The organism is Akkermansia sp. KLE1798, from assembly GCF_001580195.1.
GTDB lineage: Bacteria > Verrucomicrobiota > Verrucomicrobiia > Verrucomicrobiales > Akkermansiaceae > Akkermansia > Akkermansia biwaensis.
This window is the reverse complement of the sequence record NZ_KQ971074.1, coordinates 24,790-42,282: the sequence shown is the minus strand read 5'-3', so window position 1 is coordinate 42,282 and position 17,493 is coordinate 24,790. Positions and strand designations below refer to the sequence as shown.

16 protein-coding genes are annotated in these 17,493 nt (G+C 50.7%); 7 read left to right on the top strand and 9 right to left on the bottom strand.

All coding sequences use genetic code 11. The annotated features are described in order from the left end of the window. Positions 1-182: 182 nt before the first annotated feature. The 5 genes from HMPREF3039_RS14285 to HMPREF3039_RS14280 all read left to right on the top strand — a co-directional run bounded on the left by HMPREF3039_RS14285 (position 183) and on the right by HMPREF3039_RS14280 (position 3,068). Complete coding sequence (locus tag HMPREF3039_RS14285) at positions 183-455, top strand: DUF4190 domain-containing protein (RefSeq protein ID WP_067569235.1); 273 nt, start codon at positions 183-185, stop codon at positions 453-455. A 67-nt stretch (positions 456-522) separates the two neighbouring features. Next, a complete protein-coding gene (locus HMPREF3039_RS02695) occupies positions 523-861 on the top strand; it encodes a DUF2752 domain-containing protein (RefSeq protein WP_067569238.1) in 339 nt (112 codons plus the stop codon). A gap of 141 nt (positions 862-1,002) precedes the next feature. Next, positions 1,003-1,533 carry a L,D-transpeptidase family protein gene (locus HMPREF3039_RS02690; protein WP_067569241.1) on the top strand — a complete coding sequence of 177 codons (531 nt, stop codon included), beginning with the start codon at positions 1,003-1,005 and terminating at the stop codon, positions 1,531-1,533. Between the two features lie 46 nt (positions 1,534-1,579). Next, positions 1,580-2,140, top strand: a complete 561-nt coding sequence (locus HMPREF3039_RS02685) for a L,D-transpeptidase (RefSeq protein WP_197457205.1) — start codon at positions 1,580-1,582, stop codon at positions 2,138-2,140. A 763-nt stretch (positions 2,141-2,903) separates the two neighbouring features. Further along, positions 2,904-3,068: a hypothetical protein gene (locus HMPREF3039_RS14280; RefSeq protein WP_156469870.1), complete on the top strand. Its 165-nt coding sequence runs from the start codon at positions 2,904-2,906 to the stop codon at positions 3,066-3,068. Here the strand turns inward: HMPREF3039_RS14280 and msrB are convergent. The 3 genes from msrB to HMPREF3039_RS02665 all read right to left on the bottom strand — a co-directional run bounded on the left by msrB (position 3,062) and on the right by HMPREF3039_RS02665 (position 6,090). After that, positions 3,062-4,108, bottom strand: a complete 1,047-nt coding sequence (msrB, locus tag HMPREF3039_RS02675) for a peptide-methionine (R)-S-oxide reductase MsrB (protein WP_067569288.1) — start codon at positions 4,106-4,108, stop codon at positions 3,062-3,064. The genes HMPREF3039_RS14280 and msrB overlap by 7 nt on opposite strands. 212 nt (positions 4,109-4,320) lie before the next feature. Further along, a complete protein-coding gene (locus tag HMPREF3039_RS02670; RefSeq protein ID WP_067569248.1) occupies positions 4,321-4,806 on the bottom strand; it encodes a hypothetical protein in 486 nt (161 codons plus the stop codon). A 165-nt stretch (positions 4,807-4,971) separates the two neighbouring features. Beyond that, the gene (locus HMPREF3039_RS02665) at positions 4,972-6,090 is read right to left on the bottom strand and encodes an RtcB family protein (RefSeq protein ID WP_067569250.1); all 1,119 of its coding nucleotides are present in this window, start codon (positions 6,088-6,090) and stop codon (positions 4,972-4,974) included. A 136-nt stretch (positions 6,091-6,226) separates the two neighbouring features. Here HMPREF3039_RS02665 and HMPREF3039_RS02660 point away from each other — a divergent pair, with 136 nt between their 5' ends. Then, positions 6,227-7,144 (top strand): LysR family transcriptional regulator, encoded by a 918-nt coding sequence (locus HMPREF3039_RS02660; RefSeq protein ID WP_067569253.1) that lies wholly within the window; start codon positions 6,227-6,229, stop codon positions 7,142-7,144. An 18-nt stretch (positions 7,145-7,162) separates the two neighbouring features. Here HMPREF3039_RS02660 and HMPREF3039_RS02655 read toward each other — a convergent pair whose 3' ends face one another. Beyond that, positions 7,163-8,395, bottom strand: a complete 1,233-nt coding sequence (locus HMPREF3039_RS02655; RefSeq protein ID WP_067982892.1) for an MFS transporter — start codon at positions 8,393-8,395, stop codon at positions 7,163-7,165. A gap of 80 nt (positions 8,396-8,475) precedes the next feature. Beyond that, on the bottom strand, positions 8,476-8,955 hold the full coding sequence (locus tag HMPREF3039_RS02650) for a hypothetical protein (RefSeq protein ID WP_156506012.1): 480 nt from the start codon (positions 8,953-8,955) through the stop codon (positions 8,476-8,478). Positions 8,956-9,378: 423 nt separating this feature from the next. On the opposite strand from HMPREF3039_RS02650, the gene HMPREF3039_RS02645 reads away from it, so the two are divergent. After that, positions 9,379-9,942: a cob(I)yrinic acid a,c-diamide adenosyltransferase gene (locus tag HMPREF3039_RS02645; protein ID WP_067569263.1), complete on the top strand. Its 564-nt coding sequence runs from the start codon at positions 9,379-9,381 to the stop codon at positions 9,940-9,942. A 1,117-nt stretch (positions 9,943-11,059) separates the two neighbouring features. Here HMPREF3039_RS02645 and HMPREF3039_RS02640 read toward each other — a convergent pair. From HMPREF3039_RS02640 to HMPREF3039_RS02630, 4 genes are all read right to left on the bottom strand, one after another. Next, complete coding sequence (locus tag HMPREF3039_RS02640) at positions 11,060-11,518, bottom strand: hypothetical protein (RefSeq protein WP_067951891.1); 459 nt, start codon at positions 11,516-11,518, stop codon at positions 11,060-11,062. 528 nt (positions 11,519-12,046) lie between these two features. After that, complete coding sequence (locus tag HMPREF3039_RS13535; RefSeq protein WP_067982899.1) at positions 12,047-12,478, bottom strand: hypothetical protein; 432 nt, start codon at positions 12,476-12,478, stop codon at positions 12,047-12,049. Between the two features lie 376 nt (positions 12,479-12,854). Further along, positions 12,855-13,427 carry a hypothetical protein gene (locus HMPREF3039_RS02635; RefSeq protein ID WP_067570745.1) on the bottom strand — a complete coding sequence of 191 codons (573 nt, stop codon included), beginning with the start codon at positions 13,425-13,427 and terminating at the stop codon, positions 12,855-12,857. An 8-nt stretch (positions 13,428-13,435) separates the two neighbouring features. Further along, a complete protein-coding gene (locus HMPREF3039_RS02630; RefSeq protein ID WP_156473591.1) occupies positions 13,436-17,266 on the bottom strand; it encodes an RHS repeat domain-containing protein in 3,831 nt (1,276 codons plus the stop codon). Positions 17,267-17,493: the final 227 nt, after the last annotated feature.

The following is a 17,493-nucleotide window of genomic DNA, read 5'->3' as shown; positions in this document are numbered from 1 at the left end:
TATACAGGGCAAAGACAATAAGGCAAGGACTCTGTGCGGCGGAAGAAGGATTTTCCTGTTCACGGCGCGAAAGGGGCCTTTTTCCAGACCGGCAACGTGCCTGATTTCCGTCGGAGGAAGGCGGCCGTCTGGGAAGGGGGGCTGACAAACTGTTGTCATGCCAAGACGTTATTGCGTTGAACATGGGGGAAAAGATTAATGTCGTAACCGTACTTAACCAATATTTTCAAGAAATGGATATGGAACATATGTCTCAGCCGGTCAGGCCGAATAACACCCTTGCTATTTGCGCCCTTGTCTTTTCTGTCTTGTGCAGTCTCGTGGGCCTTGTCCTCGGTATTATCGGCATGAGCAAATACCCGAAGAACACCAGTGGAAGGACCATGAGTGTTATTGCCATCATCATCAGCGTGCTCATGATGGTGGGAGCCTTCATGCTCCGTGGCCGCTGGTAAGGCGGCAGGAAGTGCAGATGAATTCAAGGCTTGCGGAATAAGGACATTCCGCAGGCTTTCTCCATGCATGAAACTGTTTGCCTTTTATGGGGCTCTCCTCGTTCTGGCGTGCGGCGTGCTCGTCTATACGGGAGACCCCTCCCGCTCCAGCTGGCTCCCGGAGTGTCCTTTTTACAAAACCACGGGGTGGCTTTGTTATGGCTGCGGTTCCACCCGGGCTCTCCATGCCCTTTTGCACGGGCACTGGGCGGATTCCTTGAAGTACAATATCCTGCTGGTACCGACCCTGGTGTGGCTGGGCGCCCTTTTTTTCATCCGGAACAGGCGCGTGTTTAACCGGACATTGCTGGCAGGAGCGGGGGTGCTTGTGGTGTTTACGGTTGTGCGCAATCTCCCGTGCCTGTAGCGGCGTTTGAAACAGGGAGGCAATGCAGGCCGGCGTTCCGGGGCCCGATACGGCAAGCAGCGAATAAAGGCGGCTTGCGCGCCGGAAAAATGAACTTGCCCTCTCTGCGGAGGAATGGGATAGTGCCAGAAGCGGCTTCCCATGAAACTTCTGCCTTATTTGTTATTCCTGATTCTGCTGCTTGTTCCCGGCACGGTTCACGCTGCTCCGGAGGCGAAGCATCGGGAAACCCATGAGGAATTTGTGGCCCGCAAAGGGTATCCGGAAAGCATGGAACAATGGTCCGACCGCCATTTGTTGAAGGCAGTGGATGCCAGGGCTCTCCACGTGGTGATTTATCTGGGAAGCCAGCGGGGCCGACTATACGCAAATGAACACGTAGTGATGGATTTTCCCGTTTGCACGGGGGACCGGGATCATCCTACACCCGTGGGAACGTTTACCGTTCTGGAGAAGGACAAGGATCATTATTCGGACCTGTACGGTTTGGCGATGCCGTGTTTCATGAGACTCACCCGGGACGGAATCGGCCTGCATGCGGGACCCGTTTTCCGGACGCCTCAGTCTCACGGCTGCATCCGCATGACGCGGGAGTCCTGTGCTTCTCTATTTAATAGAATTCGCCTTGGAACGCCTGTGCGAATTGTGGCAGAATGCGTCATGAAACATTGAAAATAAGTCTGTGATGTGTCCAACTCATAAAAGTGAGTTGAATATTATGAATGCAAAGAAAAGCTCGATAATCATGGGAAGCGCCCTGGCGGGAATGCTGGCGATGGTTTCCTGTTCGGGACCGCCGGAGGAGAATTTGAGGGTAGTGCCGTTGACGATGCCCATGGCATCCTACAATCCCAATACGCGGGTTGTGGTAGCCGGCGTGGATTATACGGAAGTACATGATGAATGGATGAACCCGGATATCATGAAGAAGGCCAAATCCGGCAATACGCGGGTGGTGATCAGCCGGAGCGCCCAGAGGGGGCAGCTGATGGTGGGTGATGAAGTTGCCATGGACTTTCCCGTTTGCCTGGGGACTTCTACACACAAGACGCCTCTGGGCCATTTTAACATTACGGAGAAAAAAGTTCATCACGTTTCCAATTTGTATGATGCTTCCATGCCTTATTTCATGCGCCTGACGGATGGCGGAATTGGAATGCATGTGGGACCCGTCTTCCGAACGCCACAGTCCCACGGCTGCATCCGCATGACGCGGTCCTCCTGCGTGCCGCTTTTCAAGACCGTCAAGGTCGGGACGCCTGTGAGGATTGTGCCGTAACGGGAAGGAATGGTTTCAGATGGTAGCCGGCATCTGCTTTTTGTCGGTGGGGAGGAAGAAATGGCTCTCCGGTTGGACCATGCGAGACGACTTGAATGGTTTGCCGGAGGCGCTGGTTTTTCTGTAATCTCACACTCCATTTCACCCCAGAATTTCTTGTTTTCCGGAAGAAGGCCGGGAAGAGCCTTTCAAATTGTGCCAGCCGGATCCCTGTCCGGAGAGCCTGCACGCATGAATGGGATATGAGAAAGATGGAATAAGCGCAGGGATTCTTGTAAGAAGGGCACGTGTTCCGTTTGGGAAGCTTTCTGCGTTCGCGGAAATGTTCTTTTGAAAAGGCGTTATTTGTTCAGCCCGGAGCCTTGGAGGGCAGGAAGATATTTGTTGGTTATTTATATAATATGTTTATTACATTAATATAAGAGATGATATATGGAGACCTGGAAAAAAGATAAAAAACGATTTTTTTTACACAAAATCGAATCGGCTGTCGCTATCAGAATAGGAACGTATGAAGATGATCGGTTTTGTACCGCAAGTCGCATTGCTCCCAACACCCAAACCCTCCCCATGCCTTACTGTCGGTTGAATGGTTTCCAAATTCGACCGGCAGCGGCATGAATGGGTTCACGTCATGGGCGCCCCTGATGTCTGTGGGGCATGAGAACAATTGTTGAGATTCATGGAGGTGAAAGTACAATATCCGCTTTCACCCCGTAACAATTCCGCCCGGTTTGACTGTCCTTTGAAGAAAATACGGCTTGTGGAAGCTGTTCCTTGGGCGAGGCAGTCCGTGCTGTTGATCGGAGTGGTCAACACGGCGGACGAAAAACGTGCCGACTGGCATGCAGCCATAGGCTCCTTGTCCATGATCCTGACGGAAACATGGTGCTGCATGCAGCGGTTTTTTATTCCGCCTTCCTATTGATCTTTCCCGGAGTTCTTTTGCAGGAGGGGAAGGTAACTTCCGTAACCCTGGGCTTCCATGTCCTGTTCCGGAATGAATTTCAATGAAGCGCTGTTGATGCAGTAGCGCAGGCCGCCGCGTTCCTTGGGTCCGTCCGGGAAGACGTGGCCCAGATGGGCGTCCCCGGTTTTGCTGCGGACTTCCGTGCGGCTCATGCCGTGGGAGAGGTCCTGCTTTTCCTGAATCAAGTCTCCCTTGATGGGACGGCTGAAGCTGGGCCATCCGCAGCCGGAGTCAAATTTATCCGTGGAGAGGAACAAGGGTTCTCCCGTCGTGACGTCCACATAGATGCCGGGACGGTCATTTTTGAAATATTCGTTCCGGAAGGGTTGCTCCGTTGCGTTTTTCCGGGTGACGGCAAATTGTTCCGGCGTCAGGGATTTCCGCAGTTCTTCATCCGATTTCTTTTGATAGACGGGTTTGGCTTCCCTGGCCTGGCTGGCTTCCCGGAAGCGGGAGGCCGGAATGTGGCAGTAGCCGCCGGGGTTTTTGTTCAGATAGTCCTGATGGTATTCCTCAGCCCTGGAAAATTGTCTGAGGGGCTGGACTTCAATGGCCAGGGGCTGCTTGAAGTGCTGCTGGAGGCGTTTCAGGGACATTTCTATGACGGCCTTGTCCTTTTCATCCGTGTAGTAAATGCCCGTGCGGTACTGTACGCCTGAGTCGTTTCCCTGCCGGTTGACGGAGACGGGATCAATGACGGCATAGTATTGTTCCAGCAGAAAGGGCAGACTGACTTCATCCGGATCATACACTACTTTCACCGTTTCCGCGTGGCCCGTTCCCTTGTTGCATACTTCCTCATACGTGGGGTTGGCCGTGGAGCCGTTGGCATAACCGGCTTCCGTTTCCTTGACGCCGGGAATGAGGGAAAGATATTTTTCCACTCCCCAGAAACAGCCTCCTGCCAGATAAATCGTTTTCATGTTTTTGTTTTCCCTGTGGTGTTCGGTATTGTCTTCTGCGCGGCCCCTCTCCCCGCAGGACAGCAGGGAGAACATGGCCAGTGCGGCCAGGATGGCGCATGCCAGCCCGGCCAGAGTCCATGGTCCTTCGTATATACGTCTCATAAATGTTGTGTGGAGTACTCTTCCGATTCAGGGGTGTGGTTTGAGAAGCCGGGTACTTGTGCCGTCTGAACCCTGCCGGGAAGATGAAAGGTTAGACAATGCCGTACCTGTTCCGTTCGATGAAGGCGTCATCCTGCCCGGTTTCACGGTTGATCCTCCTCTGTCTGTGCAATGCTTTTCAGCCATTGATATACGGTGCGGTCATAGGCATTCGGCTTTCTGCTTGTCTGCATGCTGAAGCCGTACCGGGTTTCAAAGTTGAATACCACCAAATCGGAATTCATGCCTATGGACAGCCCTTCCATGCATATCTGCACCTCTGGGGAAGCATAGGTATGGAAGTCGATATGTCCGGCATTGTCGACGGCGGCCGCATAATGCTCAAGGAGCGGACGGATGCCCGGGAGCAGTTCGGGAGGCATCGGGATGGCCGCTTTTTCGGGAAGTGATTCGCTCCTGAACAGAACAGACGGAGGCATCCCGGTTCGCAGGACAGCCAGTTTGTCCAGAGGAACGTTCCATAAAAAGGAAAAAATTCCTGTGCCCAGAAGAAACAAGGGAACGGCCAGAAAGGCTGCCCATTTGCCGAACCTGGTTTTCAAGAGTTTGCTGCCATGTTCCCTGTTCATGAAAGGAACCCAGTATGGCATAATATGCCGCGGGCGTCCATCAGGGAGTTGTGGGAAGTTTGCGGCAGCAAGGAAAACAGGACGCCGGAGACGGCATGTATGATGATGCCGTATAAAAAACCTCCCGGAAAAGTGAATTTCCGGGAGGTGCGGGTATTGGGGCGTCTACCATTCCGGCGACTTGAAGTTGTACACGGGGCGGATGCGTTCCACGATTTCCGCCGTTTCATGGATGTTGTCCAGCACGCTGTCTCCGTCCTTGTAGGCCATGGGCGCTTCATCCAGCGTGGCGCGGGAGACGCAGGTGGAGAAGATGCCCTGCATGGAGGCCTCGAACTCTTCCAGGGAAATGCTGCTTTTGGCTTTCTTCCTGGACATTTTACGGCCTGCCCCGTGCGGGGACGAGTTGTTGTATTCCTCATTCCCCTTGCCAATGCAGATGACGGAGCCGTCCCGCATGTTCAGGGGCACGATGAGCTTGCAGCCCGCGGAGGCCTGGACGGCGCCCTTGCGGATGATGTTGTCTTCCGCGATGTAGTTGTGGACGGTGTCGAAGCTTTCCAGTTCTTCTGCATTGTCCATCAGTTCGTGCAGCATCACGCGGCGGTTCAGTGCGGCAAAGCGCTGGGCCACTTTCATGTCCCGCATGTAGTTCAGCGTGTTTTCCCCCTCCAGGTAGCAAAGCCCTTTCTTGCGCTGGACCAGGTATTCGTTCGGGCATGTGGCGGTGGCCAGCTTCTGGTAGTGTTCCGCTATTTTCAGTCCGAAGTTGCGGGAACCGGAGTGGATGCACAGGTAGGTCTCCTTGTCTCCCTGTGCTATTTCAATGAAGTGGTTGCCGCCGCCCAGGGAACCTATGGAACGGCGGTGCCTGTCCTTGTCCGTCCTCAGAACGTCCACGCAGATGCGGGCGATCTCTTCATCCAGTTCAGGATCGTCCAGCAGGGCCTGGTGGACAGAGGAACGGGCGTGCATGCCGGACGGTACGCGTTCGCGCAGACGGGCGTCAAACTCGGCAAAATCCGGCAGGGCGGCCAGACGCGCCGTGAGTACGCCGCAGCCGATGTCCACGCCAATCAGGTTGGGAATCACCTTGTCCGTTTTCAGCTCCGCGGTGAATCCGATCACGCAGCCGGCTCCGGCGTGGACGTCCGGCATGATGCGCACCCGGCTTCCTTCAAAGGCGGGGTGGTGGCAAACGTCCTTGATCTGGGTGCGTGCCAGGTCTTCCAGTTCATCCGTGAACACCCGGGCTTCCGTGTATTTTCCGTTGATGGTGATCATATGTCTCATTCCTATGGTTGAAAGGCGGCCGCGATGGGGTGCATGAAATGCAGGCGGCGCCCTGTGACTTCGTGACCATAACGTATTTTCTGACTCTTGCATTATAGGAAGATGCATGTAGTATGACTATATAGTCATGTTTGAGCATCTTTTTTCCGAACGCGGATTATCCCTGGACCGGTTGAAGACCCTGATTGAAGTTGCCCGGGCGGGCAGCATTGCCGCGGCCGCCCGCGGCGACAGTGCACGGCAGAGCCTGTATTCCCGGCAGATCAAGGAGCTGGAGGAGTTCTTCGGCGTGGAATTGACGCGCCGCCGCGGGAAGGTGCTGGTGCTCACCCGCTCCGGGTGGGAATTGGTAAGGCGCGCCCATGAGAGCCTGTGCCTGCTGGACGATTTTAAGAGCCGCAGCCGGAACATGCCGTACCGTTTCACGATCGGGGCCGGGGACAGTCTTCACGCCTGGATTGCGGCGCCCGTCCTGGCGGAGATGCAGAAGCGCGGATTGCCCTGGCTGTTTGCCCTGCAAAACCTGCGCAATAGCGACGTGCCCCTCAAGCTCCAGAATATGGATGTGGACTTCGGCATTGTCCGTACCAGCGCGCTGGCGGTGGAAGGGCTGGAAAGCCGGGTGATCCGGTCCATGGACTATGCACTGTATGTTCCTGCGGCTCTGGCAGGGAAGGGGACAGGCGGGACGTCCGCGGATTTTCCCCGTTTGATGGGAATGCTGCCTCTGGCTACATTGGCCGGCGGTTCCGGATTTTATGCCTCTTTGAAACGGAGTTGCATGGAGTATGGAATAGACCTGCGGGTGCAGTGTGAAACTCAGTCGTTCCCTTTTGCGGCGCGCATGTTGAAAAGCGGCGCCTTCATGGCAATCCTACCTTGTATGGCGGAGGAGGAATTGGGAAAGGGTTTTTTCAAGGTCACCCATCCCGCTCTGGACAGACTGGCCCGCAGCATTTCCCTGGCCTGGAATCCGCGGCTGCTGCGTGTCCGGCCTTCCGCCGGAAAAGTGATCGAGGCCTTTGCCGTTCCGGGAAAGGTTTGACCGAGGGGGCCGGGCGCTTCAGTCGGAATCCACGCCCAGCTTGTTTTTCCGGTAATGGTCCAGTGATATGCGGTAGAAATAGACAATGGCCAGCAAGTTCAGCAAGGCGCCTATGCCGAAGGCCCAGTTCAGGTTCAGGTACGCGTAAATTTTGCCTCCGCAGAACATGCCCGTTCCCACGCCGATGTCGAACGCGGTGAAGAAGGTGGAATTGACGGCTCCCCGGTGGCCGCGGTCCGCCATGTTCAGCTTCATGGTCTGGAAGGTGGGAATGAAGATGCCGAACCCGAAGCCGATCAGGATGGCGGCCGTGTAATACACCCATTCCAGCGGGAAGAGGGCCAGAGCGGCGAAACTGGCCGTCAGAATGCCCAGGGAAATGACGGAAAGCTCCGCCACGCGGCCGCGGTCGATCTGTCTGCCCACCATGAACCGCGAGACCAGCATGCCGATCCCCATCAAGGCATAAAACAGGCCCGCGTACTTGAAGCCGTACATTTTGCCGTACAGGGCGGAATAAACGGCCACCACGCCATAGGAAAAGGAAGCGATCATGACGTTGACCGCCAGAGGAATGCCCACGCGCAGCACGAGCCGGTCCAGCACCTTTTTGGGCGTTTCCTGCACGGGTTCCTGAACGGGGCGCCGTGGAGCGCGGATGAGGGAGGCAATACCCGCTCCGGCCAGGCACAGAACCAGAGAGCTCCACGTGATCACGTAAAAGCCGTACTGCTGGTACACCTGGAGGCCGATCACGGGGCCCAGGCACATGCCCAGCGTCATCGTCATCCCGAAAAAGCCCAGACCTTCACCGCGGCGGGACGGCGGAATGATATCCACCGCCATCGTCGGGCCGGACGTTGTCATGCCGCCCCAGATCAGCCCCTGGATAAAGCGCGTCGCAAAAAACATCAGGGCTGTGGCGGCAACGGCGTATCCGGAAAAGGACAGGGCCAGCAGGATGTAAACCGTAACGTAAATCTTTTTGCGGTCTCCGGAATCCACCCGGTGTGCGAACCAGGGACGGGACAGGATGGCCGCCAGCACGTAAATGGACATGATCCAGCCCAGCCAGCCGGAGGAGACCTGAAGCTGGCCCGTCAGGTACAGCGGAAGAACGGGAACCAGCTCGAAAAAGGCCAGCCCCATCATCAGGTTGGCGCAACAGGCCAGCATATAGTCCCGGGTCCAGAGAGGGACTTTGACCGGTGGAATGGCTGCCGCCGCCAATTCATCTCTCGTCCGGTTCATGCAGGGGTTGTACAGCCATCTCCAAAAGTTTCAAATGAAGGACGTGTCATGTTGGGGAGTGAGATGGGAAAAGGGAGGAATCACGGTTCTTTGCCTGAAAAGGTTCCGGGTTGATTGAAGCCTGTTCCAACCAGGGTGGATGGTTCTTTGATGGCATGCAGGTAGCGGAATACTTCCCCGCAGGGAACATCATCGTCAATATGGAACATGAATGCCCGGCGCTGCCGGATATCGGCATTCGCCGCAGCGGTAAAAGCCATGAGGTCATTTTCCCGGGTTGCCGCATCCGTCTCCTTTTGAATGCGCCACCAGGTGAGCTGATAGATTCCCCTGGCCGGATCGCGCGACCGAATGGATTCCGTGAAGGGATAGGAAAATGCTTTTCGACTGGCATTTTTGGCAGGGACGGCGTTGCCAGAGGCAGAGGATTCCATGATCAGATCGTCTAAATTTTCCATTTTCGGCATGGGTTTCGGGCTGACGACGACAGGAAGGTCTTGTTCAAAGTAGTTCGGAAAAGCAGATGCGGAGGCGTTTCCCCGGCGCAGGCGAATGTCCATGCAGAGGCAAAAGCCATACGCTTCTTCAATGCTTCTGGCACCATGCGCCCAGGGGAGTTCCGGATGATTCGGATTAATGGTCAGGCATCTGCCGGAGTCCGCAGGGAGAGTTTTCCAGAACGGGATGGGTCCAGGCAGCTCGGAGGCGTTCATGACCACCCCGCGGGGTAAGGAACAAGGCTTGTCGCGAATGCATTCAAGGAATGGCAGAATAAAGAGAAATAAAAGAACGCAGGAGGGAAGTTGAATCATGGCGGAAAGGGGACCAATGGTTTCAGTTTAACGGCTCCGCATCGGGAAAGTCAAGAGGGGGAAACAGGAAGGGAACCTGTTATTTTTGAAGTGCCGTGTGAGTGCTTTCCTGCGGGAATCATGCCTTCTTTTTTGCGTGCAGGCTGGGGATGGCATGATAGGGTACGGGGTATGAGCGTAATAACCAAGCGTGGAGACGATGGCGAAACGGATCTGATGTTCGGCAGGCGCAGCCCCAAAACGGCGCCGCGCATAGAAGCATACGGAACCGTGGATGAATTGAATTCCCTGATAGGCGTCGTGCGGCATTCCGGCGTGAATCCGCGCACGGTGGTTGTGCTGGACGGTGTTCAGGGCCGCCTGGTGGGCGCCATGGGGGAACTTGCCACGCTGGAGGAGGATTTGCCGAAGTACGATGCCAAGGGCTATGCCCGCGTCACGGCGGAGGACGTAGCATGGCTGGAGGAACAGGCCCACATACTGGAAAAGGAATGTGACATCCGTTTCAAAGGCTGGGCGCGTCCCGGCAAGGAAGGATCTCTGGGCTCCGCCTATCTGGATTTGGCCCGTTCCGTCTGCCGACGCGCGGAACGCCGGGTGGTGGCATTGAGGCTGGACAATGCCCTGAGCAATATAAACACCGCCCTGTTCCTGAACCGCCTGTCCGACCTCTGCTGGGTGTTGGCGCGTTTTGAGGCCCTTGACGCAAAGGAAAAGACAGGGGATCAGGCATAATGCCCTTTCACAGCCGTCCCTCCGGGATACTGTGAAGCCCTGTTCCGTTTTTTGAACAGCCTTGTACCGGAAAAACCCTCTCATTCCGCAGAATGAGAGGGTTTTCATTTTTACGCGGGGTAATCAGATGGCATGAACCATCATAAACGCGTTTCCTCTTTAATAGGTAAGGGCGACAGATCAAGGAAAAAGGATACGCTTTTCCATAAGGTGCTTTCCATAAAGAATTTACTTAGTACAAATCTTCCAATAAAAAACTTGGAGAAGTTTTGTTGATAAATATTTGATAATTTCACTTGAATATAACTAATTTTTCGATTTGAAAGGTAGAGATATAAAAATGAGTAATCCTCCGATCAGAAGAAATGAAATACAAGTAATAACAGGCATTATTATCCAAAACCAACTTATACGAAGGTCAATCACAGAATTTTGAGGGTTATTTGGATCTACATAACATTTTACTGTTTGAGAAGATTTCAGTTCGTGAAAAATTCTCATAAGTTGATCATGATAAACTGTTTTTTTCCAAAATGAATATCGCGTGCCATAATACTTTACGTTATTTACATCATATTCATAATTGATGTTAAGGGAATAAGTTTATGCCTCGCTTCCTCTTCCAGACGATTCATAGTTAGTTTCTATTTTGCATGAATTCACATGGCAGGTATTTTGTAACCAATTGTTTTTAGCGTTATACGATTTTTTGACAATAACAAATTGACTCCAAAACATCCCTATAGAGAATAGTACAAAGATGATTCCGATAAGAAATATAATTTTATTTTTTATGATATAATAATGATAAAGTACTCGCATTTCTCCTTTTGAGGGGAGATATACTATCCTGAACGTGATAAATCTCCTTCAAAGCATCTCTCCTATTCTAAAGTACAAGGCAAACTCCACCAAGAGATCAACCTGGATTTATCAGAGATGATGATACTTTTGTGAATATGGAATCATGGAGAATAAAGGCGGTTTGGTTACTGTTTCCATCTTTTAAATAAATACATGTAGAGCAAATAGCAGCCTGCTCGCGATTGCCGGAAAACACCCATGGCAATGAATGTTCAGAATCTTTCTGATAAATTTATTTTTTATTCTATCTTTATTAGAATAAATTTAAATAATCCCCATTGCGTATATAAAATCCTGTTATAAAGAATAATGAGAAAAATTTCATGCAGGCTATAATAAGAGAAATGCCATAAGCACAACCATATATTAATAGAAATGCAGCATGGTTAATAATGGATTTTTCTCTTTTTTCGTATAATATTGAGAGAAAATTATTTATATATTTGTTCCAAGGAGATATAAAAGCTTGCTTTAAAAACCAGATAATAAGCCATATCGCCCACCATAAGAATATATAATAAATTAAAATGGAATCAAAGTCTCTGGCAAGGGCATAGCCGAAATAAACGAGACAGCCAACAGGGAGCCAGAAAGTGAAGAAATTATTACTTGCCATTTTAATTTCTTGTTTCATTCCTTCGGGAATATATTTTCTTGCGCAAGAAACCCTGGTCATTTTATTGATGAGAAATGAAAACAATATGGTAATCATCCAAAATGATGTCCAGTAAACAAGTACTTCCACATCATGCAATTTGAAAGGATGGATGAATATACAGACAGTGAAATATATCCACCACAATAAGGAATATAGTAGAAGGGATTCGTTAAGACTGTTTCTTGATGAACCGTAATTGAGATAATATGTAAGTGATATAGGACCCAGGAAGGCATTGGCAAGAACAGGTATTACCTTTTTGTACCGGATAAGTTTCATCAGCTATTGAGTTTCTCAAGTAATTACCTATGCCTTTTGATCTTCCAATATTTACATTTAGGTAAGCTATATCAAAACTGGTGCTCCAGTTCTTGGCAATGTAACTTCCTTGAAATGATGATATAAAAATACGTTACATTATCAGATATTTGCATGGGAATTTTCACGAGTATTTAGTCAAACGCGTGAGTTGATTTAAGGAGGCCGAGAATAAGCTGATTTCAGAGATAAAAACATCAGTGGCCTTGGGGTTCATCTCTTGGAATACTCATTTTTCCTATCATGAGTTTATAGTGTTTATAATCAGCGTTCGTGTTTTAAACCAGAGATGTAGTCCGGTTGAAAGAAATTTCTGGAGGATGCATAAGGCTCAAGACGTTTAGGAATCCAGCCGGTGTGATCAAACAAATGTTTCGCGTTTCCTTGTTTTCCTTTCCATTCGTAAACTACTCCGTGGACCGATTTTGTTTCACCAATTTTCGTACCTTGAATCTCGAGGCCATGGGAATCATCAAGGCGTCCATGCATGCCTTCAGATCTTGTTCCTACGGCAATATACCAGAGTTTCCACGTTGTTCCATCTTCATGAGTAATTTGGACATGAGGTTTTTTATTTTCAACTTGAGCAACTCTTGCCAACTTTATGGTGTCTTCATTGAAATTGGATGGATTTTCACTGCGTGAGTTGATTGCCATAAATGCAAACAAGGCCAGATAGATAATAGTTTTAGCCATGTTATTATAGTCAGATAGGATATTTTGTTATAATTTTCCTTGATGAAAACGTCAATTGGTTTCGATTCCACGAGGAATGTGAGGCCCTGTTAAATCAGGAGTCCCCATTTCTGAATTTTTCATGAACGAAAAAGGCGAGGAAGTTGGGCGAAGGATAGGAGGTATTCCTGCGGACTATGCCGCTGCCATAGGATAAGCAATTGGGGAGTTGTTGCTTTTATGATACTTTCACGAGGAAGGATGCTGTTTGCAGGTAGCCACAGTAAAGTTAAGTTCGTTGGTAGTGTAGCTGGCTTTTGGCGAGCAGGATATATGACGCCACTACCGTTACTCTAACCGAAGAGGAAGGCTGATTCTCATGCATAAAATAGGTGAACTATTGCTCAATGGATTCCTGCTTTACCGGTTTTTTGTCCGGTGATATGACCTCCGGTTTCTGTTCTTTTCTCAGTTTTTCCAAATCGAAGACCCCTTCCGCAGTTTCTTCATGCTCGTCAGCAGTGTTGTACTTGAGCACTACCCGCCCTGTTCCCGATTTTAAAAACGCAACAGTCTCTTTTATAGAGTAGGCAAGATCATCATTTTTCGGCTCACCCGCCATAAGCTCTCTCAATTTGAAAACGAGTCTTTTTTTCTTTCCTGCCTTTATTTTTTCTTCGTCCCACAGGATGAATGCCTGCTCCCTTCTACGTTCGGCGTCTGCCTTTGGCCAAAGCTTCACTCCTCTTTCGAATTCCCACAATTCAATTCCACAGTCAATTATCTGGTCATTCAATTTCCTTATCGTGATGTCTTTTTCACTTTCATTAACTATATCTATGATGAAAAATACATCAGGATAGCGTTGATCTTTTACGGACTCAAACCGGGCGTCAACCTCAATGTTTACTTCCGAACAGAAAGCGCTGAGAGTAGACAACAAAAAAAATGAAAGAATACGGGTTATCATGAGGATTATTATTGCGGACAATTCATATCTATAGAGGGGGGATCTTCAACTTGGTGAGGAGTTCCAATGGAGTTAAATAATTTTCCTGATTTCTGCCATCTTCCTCCTTCTACGTTCAAGTATGTGCTTTCTTCCCCTGTAATTTTCTTTTGCTGTTTCATAGACCATTCTAAAAACTCATTTTTAGCACGGGATTGCTTGCTGTTCAACCATGTTTCCAACTTGTGTTTGTAAATGGTTGCTTGAGACTTGTTCAACCCTGGTTTGGAGCATTTTTTAGTGATCTCTTTTTCAAAGACTTTAAGATAGGTGGTATAGGCTTTTTGATAAACATCAACTCGTCTTTGCTCATGAGCTCGAATTGCAATCAATCCATTAGCCGTATATGCTATTCCGGTCTGATCATTGGCTACATAAGAGTCAACCGTAACATCAAATTCTTTCGATTTTTTGATGTAAACCTTACAGATTTTTTTTCTTTTTTCTTTCACGCATTCCTCTGCAATTTCGTTTTTTCCTTTCGGCGTCGGGTCTGGACGAGATGTCTTTCCATACCAACCAGTCGGCATATTGCCTTCAGCCAACGTTCCTTCCGTTTGGTTTGCTTTGAATTTTAATCCTAAAATGTCAAACCAACTTACAGTATTATTGTTGACTATGGAATACATATTCAATTCCCCTTCTTCGGCAATAGGGTCTCGATTGATCCATCTGCCGTCGGTAGGGTTGAGATGTCGGTAGTTGTAGTAAACCAACCCCAGCTCGTCGTCCGTGTACTCACAGGAAAAACGGAACCTGCTGCTCTGGGCCATGTCTCCTTCTGCCGTAAGCATGCCTCCGAAGGGAGCATACTCGTAGCGGGCCCTTCGTGCCTGCTGACCATCAAAAATGGAAGTGACGTTCTTCAGGGAGTCGTGCATGAAGCAGAGATGCTCTTTTACTTCCCCCCCGTTCTCCTTCCAGCATGTCATCATCAGGATGCGCGTGGCTGCCGGCTCCGTCGGATCCCACAGGTAACTCTTTTCCAGTAGGGGCTGGGGATGCATCAGATTTAGTTCCGCCACCTGCAGGTAGCCCCGGTACAGGTAATAAGCATGGCTGACAACTGTCCCGTTGACAACTACCTTCTTCTCAAAACGGCGTCCTTGGGAGTCATAACCGCAGGCCACAACGCTCCGGCCATCTCCACTGGTGAAGGATACCGGCCTGTCGTTGGCATCGTAGGATACATTCCAGATTCCTGTGGAAGTTTTAACCCTGGTCTGGTTGCCGTCCGCATCGTAAGAGGGAGTAAACTGTGCTCCTGGTTGTGTAATGTCCGTGTACTGGTTGAGCCGGTTGGCTTCGTAGGATATATCCTCTTCCAGTTCCCGGGCAGTCTTGCGGTTGCCGATGTTGTCGTACTGGTAGGAGAAGCTTTCTCCGGTCTGAAGATGATCTCCGATCAATTCATTTCTACCGTTGTAAGTGAAGTTCCTGGTGTTTGAGGGTGTAGCGGCGTCCCCGGCGTCCCAGGAGTCCCGGCGCTGGACCGGACTCATTAGCCCGTCATATTGATAGGCATGCCCAGCCACCCTGCCGCCATTCCCGGGGACCTCATAGCCGATGGAGGCCAGGAGATGGAGCTTGGGATGATAGGTATTCCTGCGAACCATGCCGTTGGGGTAGGACAATTGGTTGAGGAAGCCGCTGGTTTCATCATACTCCCACGTAAAAGGAGTATCCAGCCCTTCCATATTCATACCCATCATGTCACCTTTATGGTCATAGTCAATAGAGGAGTGCTGCACGGTGCGGGTCCCCAGTATCAGGCGGTATCCGCAGGGACGCCCAAAGGCGTCATACTCTTCCTGGATGCAGCTTTCCGCAGTTCCAAAGGAAGTCTCCTGGATCATTCTCCCAAAGGCGTCATAGGAAAGTTCCCTGATTCCCGAGGCATCGCAAACAGAGATCATTTGTCCGAGGTGGTTGTAGGCAAAATTCCATTTTGGAGTACTATCATTATGAGTGATTGAGACAAGTTCCCCGGTGAAGGGAGCATAGGCATAGGTGGAAACAATACCCCTGGCTTTGGTGAGTGTTTCCAAACGGTTGAGCCTATCGTAGGTTTTGGAGATGCAGGATTCATCGGCATAGGTCTTTCTCAATTCCAATCCCGTGGCTGCATCGTAGAGCCACCTGGTGGTGTCTCCGTCGGTGCGGCTGGAAGGATCGGTGGTAATATCGCCTTCATCCGTCCTGAAGGTGGTTAACGATGTCAAGCGGCCTGCTTCATCGTAAGCAAAGCAGGAGGGCTGTATGGCAGTCCCGTATTCGGCCGTTTTCCGGCCGCGGATATCATAGCAATAACAGATGGTGCCTCCCAGGGCGTTGGTGATGCAGGCAGGGGCGTCACAGCAGGGGGAGTAGGCAGTGGAAGTGATATTGCCTTGTGCGTCGGTTGTCCTGATGTCGCGTTCGGCCAGGTCGGTTTCGATGGTAGTGACATTGCCCCGGGCATCGGTTTGCTTCAGCATCATTCCTGTGGAGGCATAGGACCGTTCCTGTGAAGAGTGGATTCCTGCATAATTGGTTTGGCTTATGGTAAATCCATCCACTACAAGGGATTCAGCCACGATATCCGAAGTGGGAATGCGACTGAACTGGGTACGCTTGGAGGGAGCGGTGTATTCCGTCCATTGAACACTCTGCTGACCGTACACGTCGAAGGAAAGAGCCTTGCTTTCCACTACAGGGTCCAGTTGAGAGACCATGGTTTCAGTAGTCTGTGTGAGAGGCAGTCCTTCGGTATTGTAGGTTGTAGAGGTTTGTACCTGATAAATGCCATCTTCCCGTATCTGGTAGCAGGAGGAGCTTTCCGCAATCCTGTTTTTAGTAGCATCCTCCGGATGCAATTGATCCAGAAGAACAGTCTGCCTTGCGGTGCTGCCCAGTTGGTCGTAGACAGTTACTGTAGGAGCCATGTCTTCTGTCCGGGTATGCACAAGCTGCCCCTTGTCGTTGTAAGCGTTGCTGGTGACAATGAACCCTCCCTTCGTATTGGGCTGTTCCTGTCTGATGGTTTGTCCAAAGCCGTTTTCCAGGGAGCGTAACAGAACCACTCCCTGGGACAGGGTTGTGGTTAGGATGCCCTCCTGTGTCAACTCAAGCTGGGTTTCCATTTCCCGCTGACCGGTTCCCGTCTGGAGGAGAATGGAGCCGTCATAATAGGTTTTGGTAATCAAGGTAGCTGCTGAAGGAGTGGTGACGGTTGTAGTGAGCTGATCGTCACTGTATTGGGTCCTGGTCACACGTCCGAGGATATCCGTGGTGGAAATGGTTCTTCCCAGATCGTCGTACTGGGTACTTTCAACCGTGGTCATGGCCCCGACATCCTTTCGTGTGGAAATAATCCTTCCTGCGGCATCATAAATGTAGCTGGTGATGATTTCGGGAGTGGTTTCGGTTGCGGATCGGATGGTTTCCACCAGTTGTTTGGCCGAGTTGTATGCGTAGCTGGTTGTGATGCCATCTTCGTCGGTTTCTCTCAAGGGCCCGCAGCACATCCATTCTGTGGTACTGGTTCTGCCATTGGCCTTCGTAGTTTTGACAAGTTTGAGCTCGGCGTCGTATTGGTAGTCTTCGGAAGAAATCAGAGACCATTCATCTCCTGTATGAACATATTGTTCCATCCGTGTGGTGGTGCCGTTTTCAGCGATGTATTGGACGGTTCTGGTACTTTGGCCCGGAACAATGCTCCCGTTTGCCTGCACAGTTGAGGTCACCTTGTGAACAGCGCCATAATCCGTTGTGGCTTCATAGGTATGGACGGTCTGAACACCGTTGATGCCCTGGCTCATCTTCTGCCTCCCCCGGGCGTAGGGGTACTGAGCTGCTTCCCCATAAGTCTCTGAGACGCTTGTGTGAACCTGGTCGCAGCCCAAAGCTGTTTCGGTCTCTGTCGTGCGGTTGACTTCGGGGCTGTCTTCATAAGTATAGCTTCTTTGGCTTAGAACGGTTTCGGTTCCGTCTTGGGCAATGATGACTTCCCTTTCCGTAGCCGGCCTGAAATCATTGAAGCGCAGGT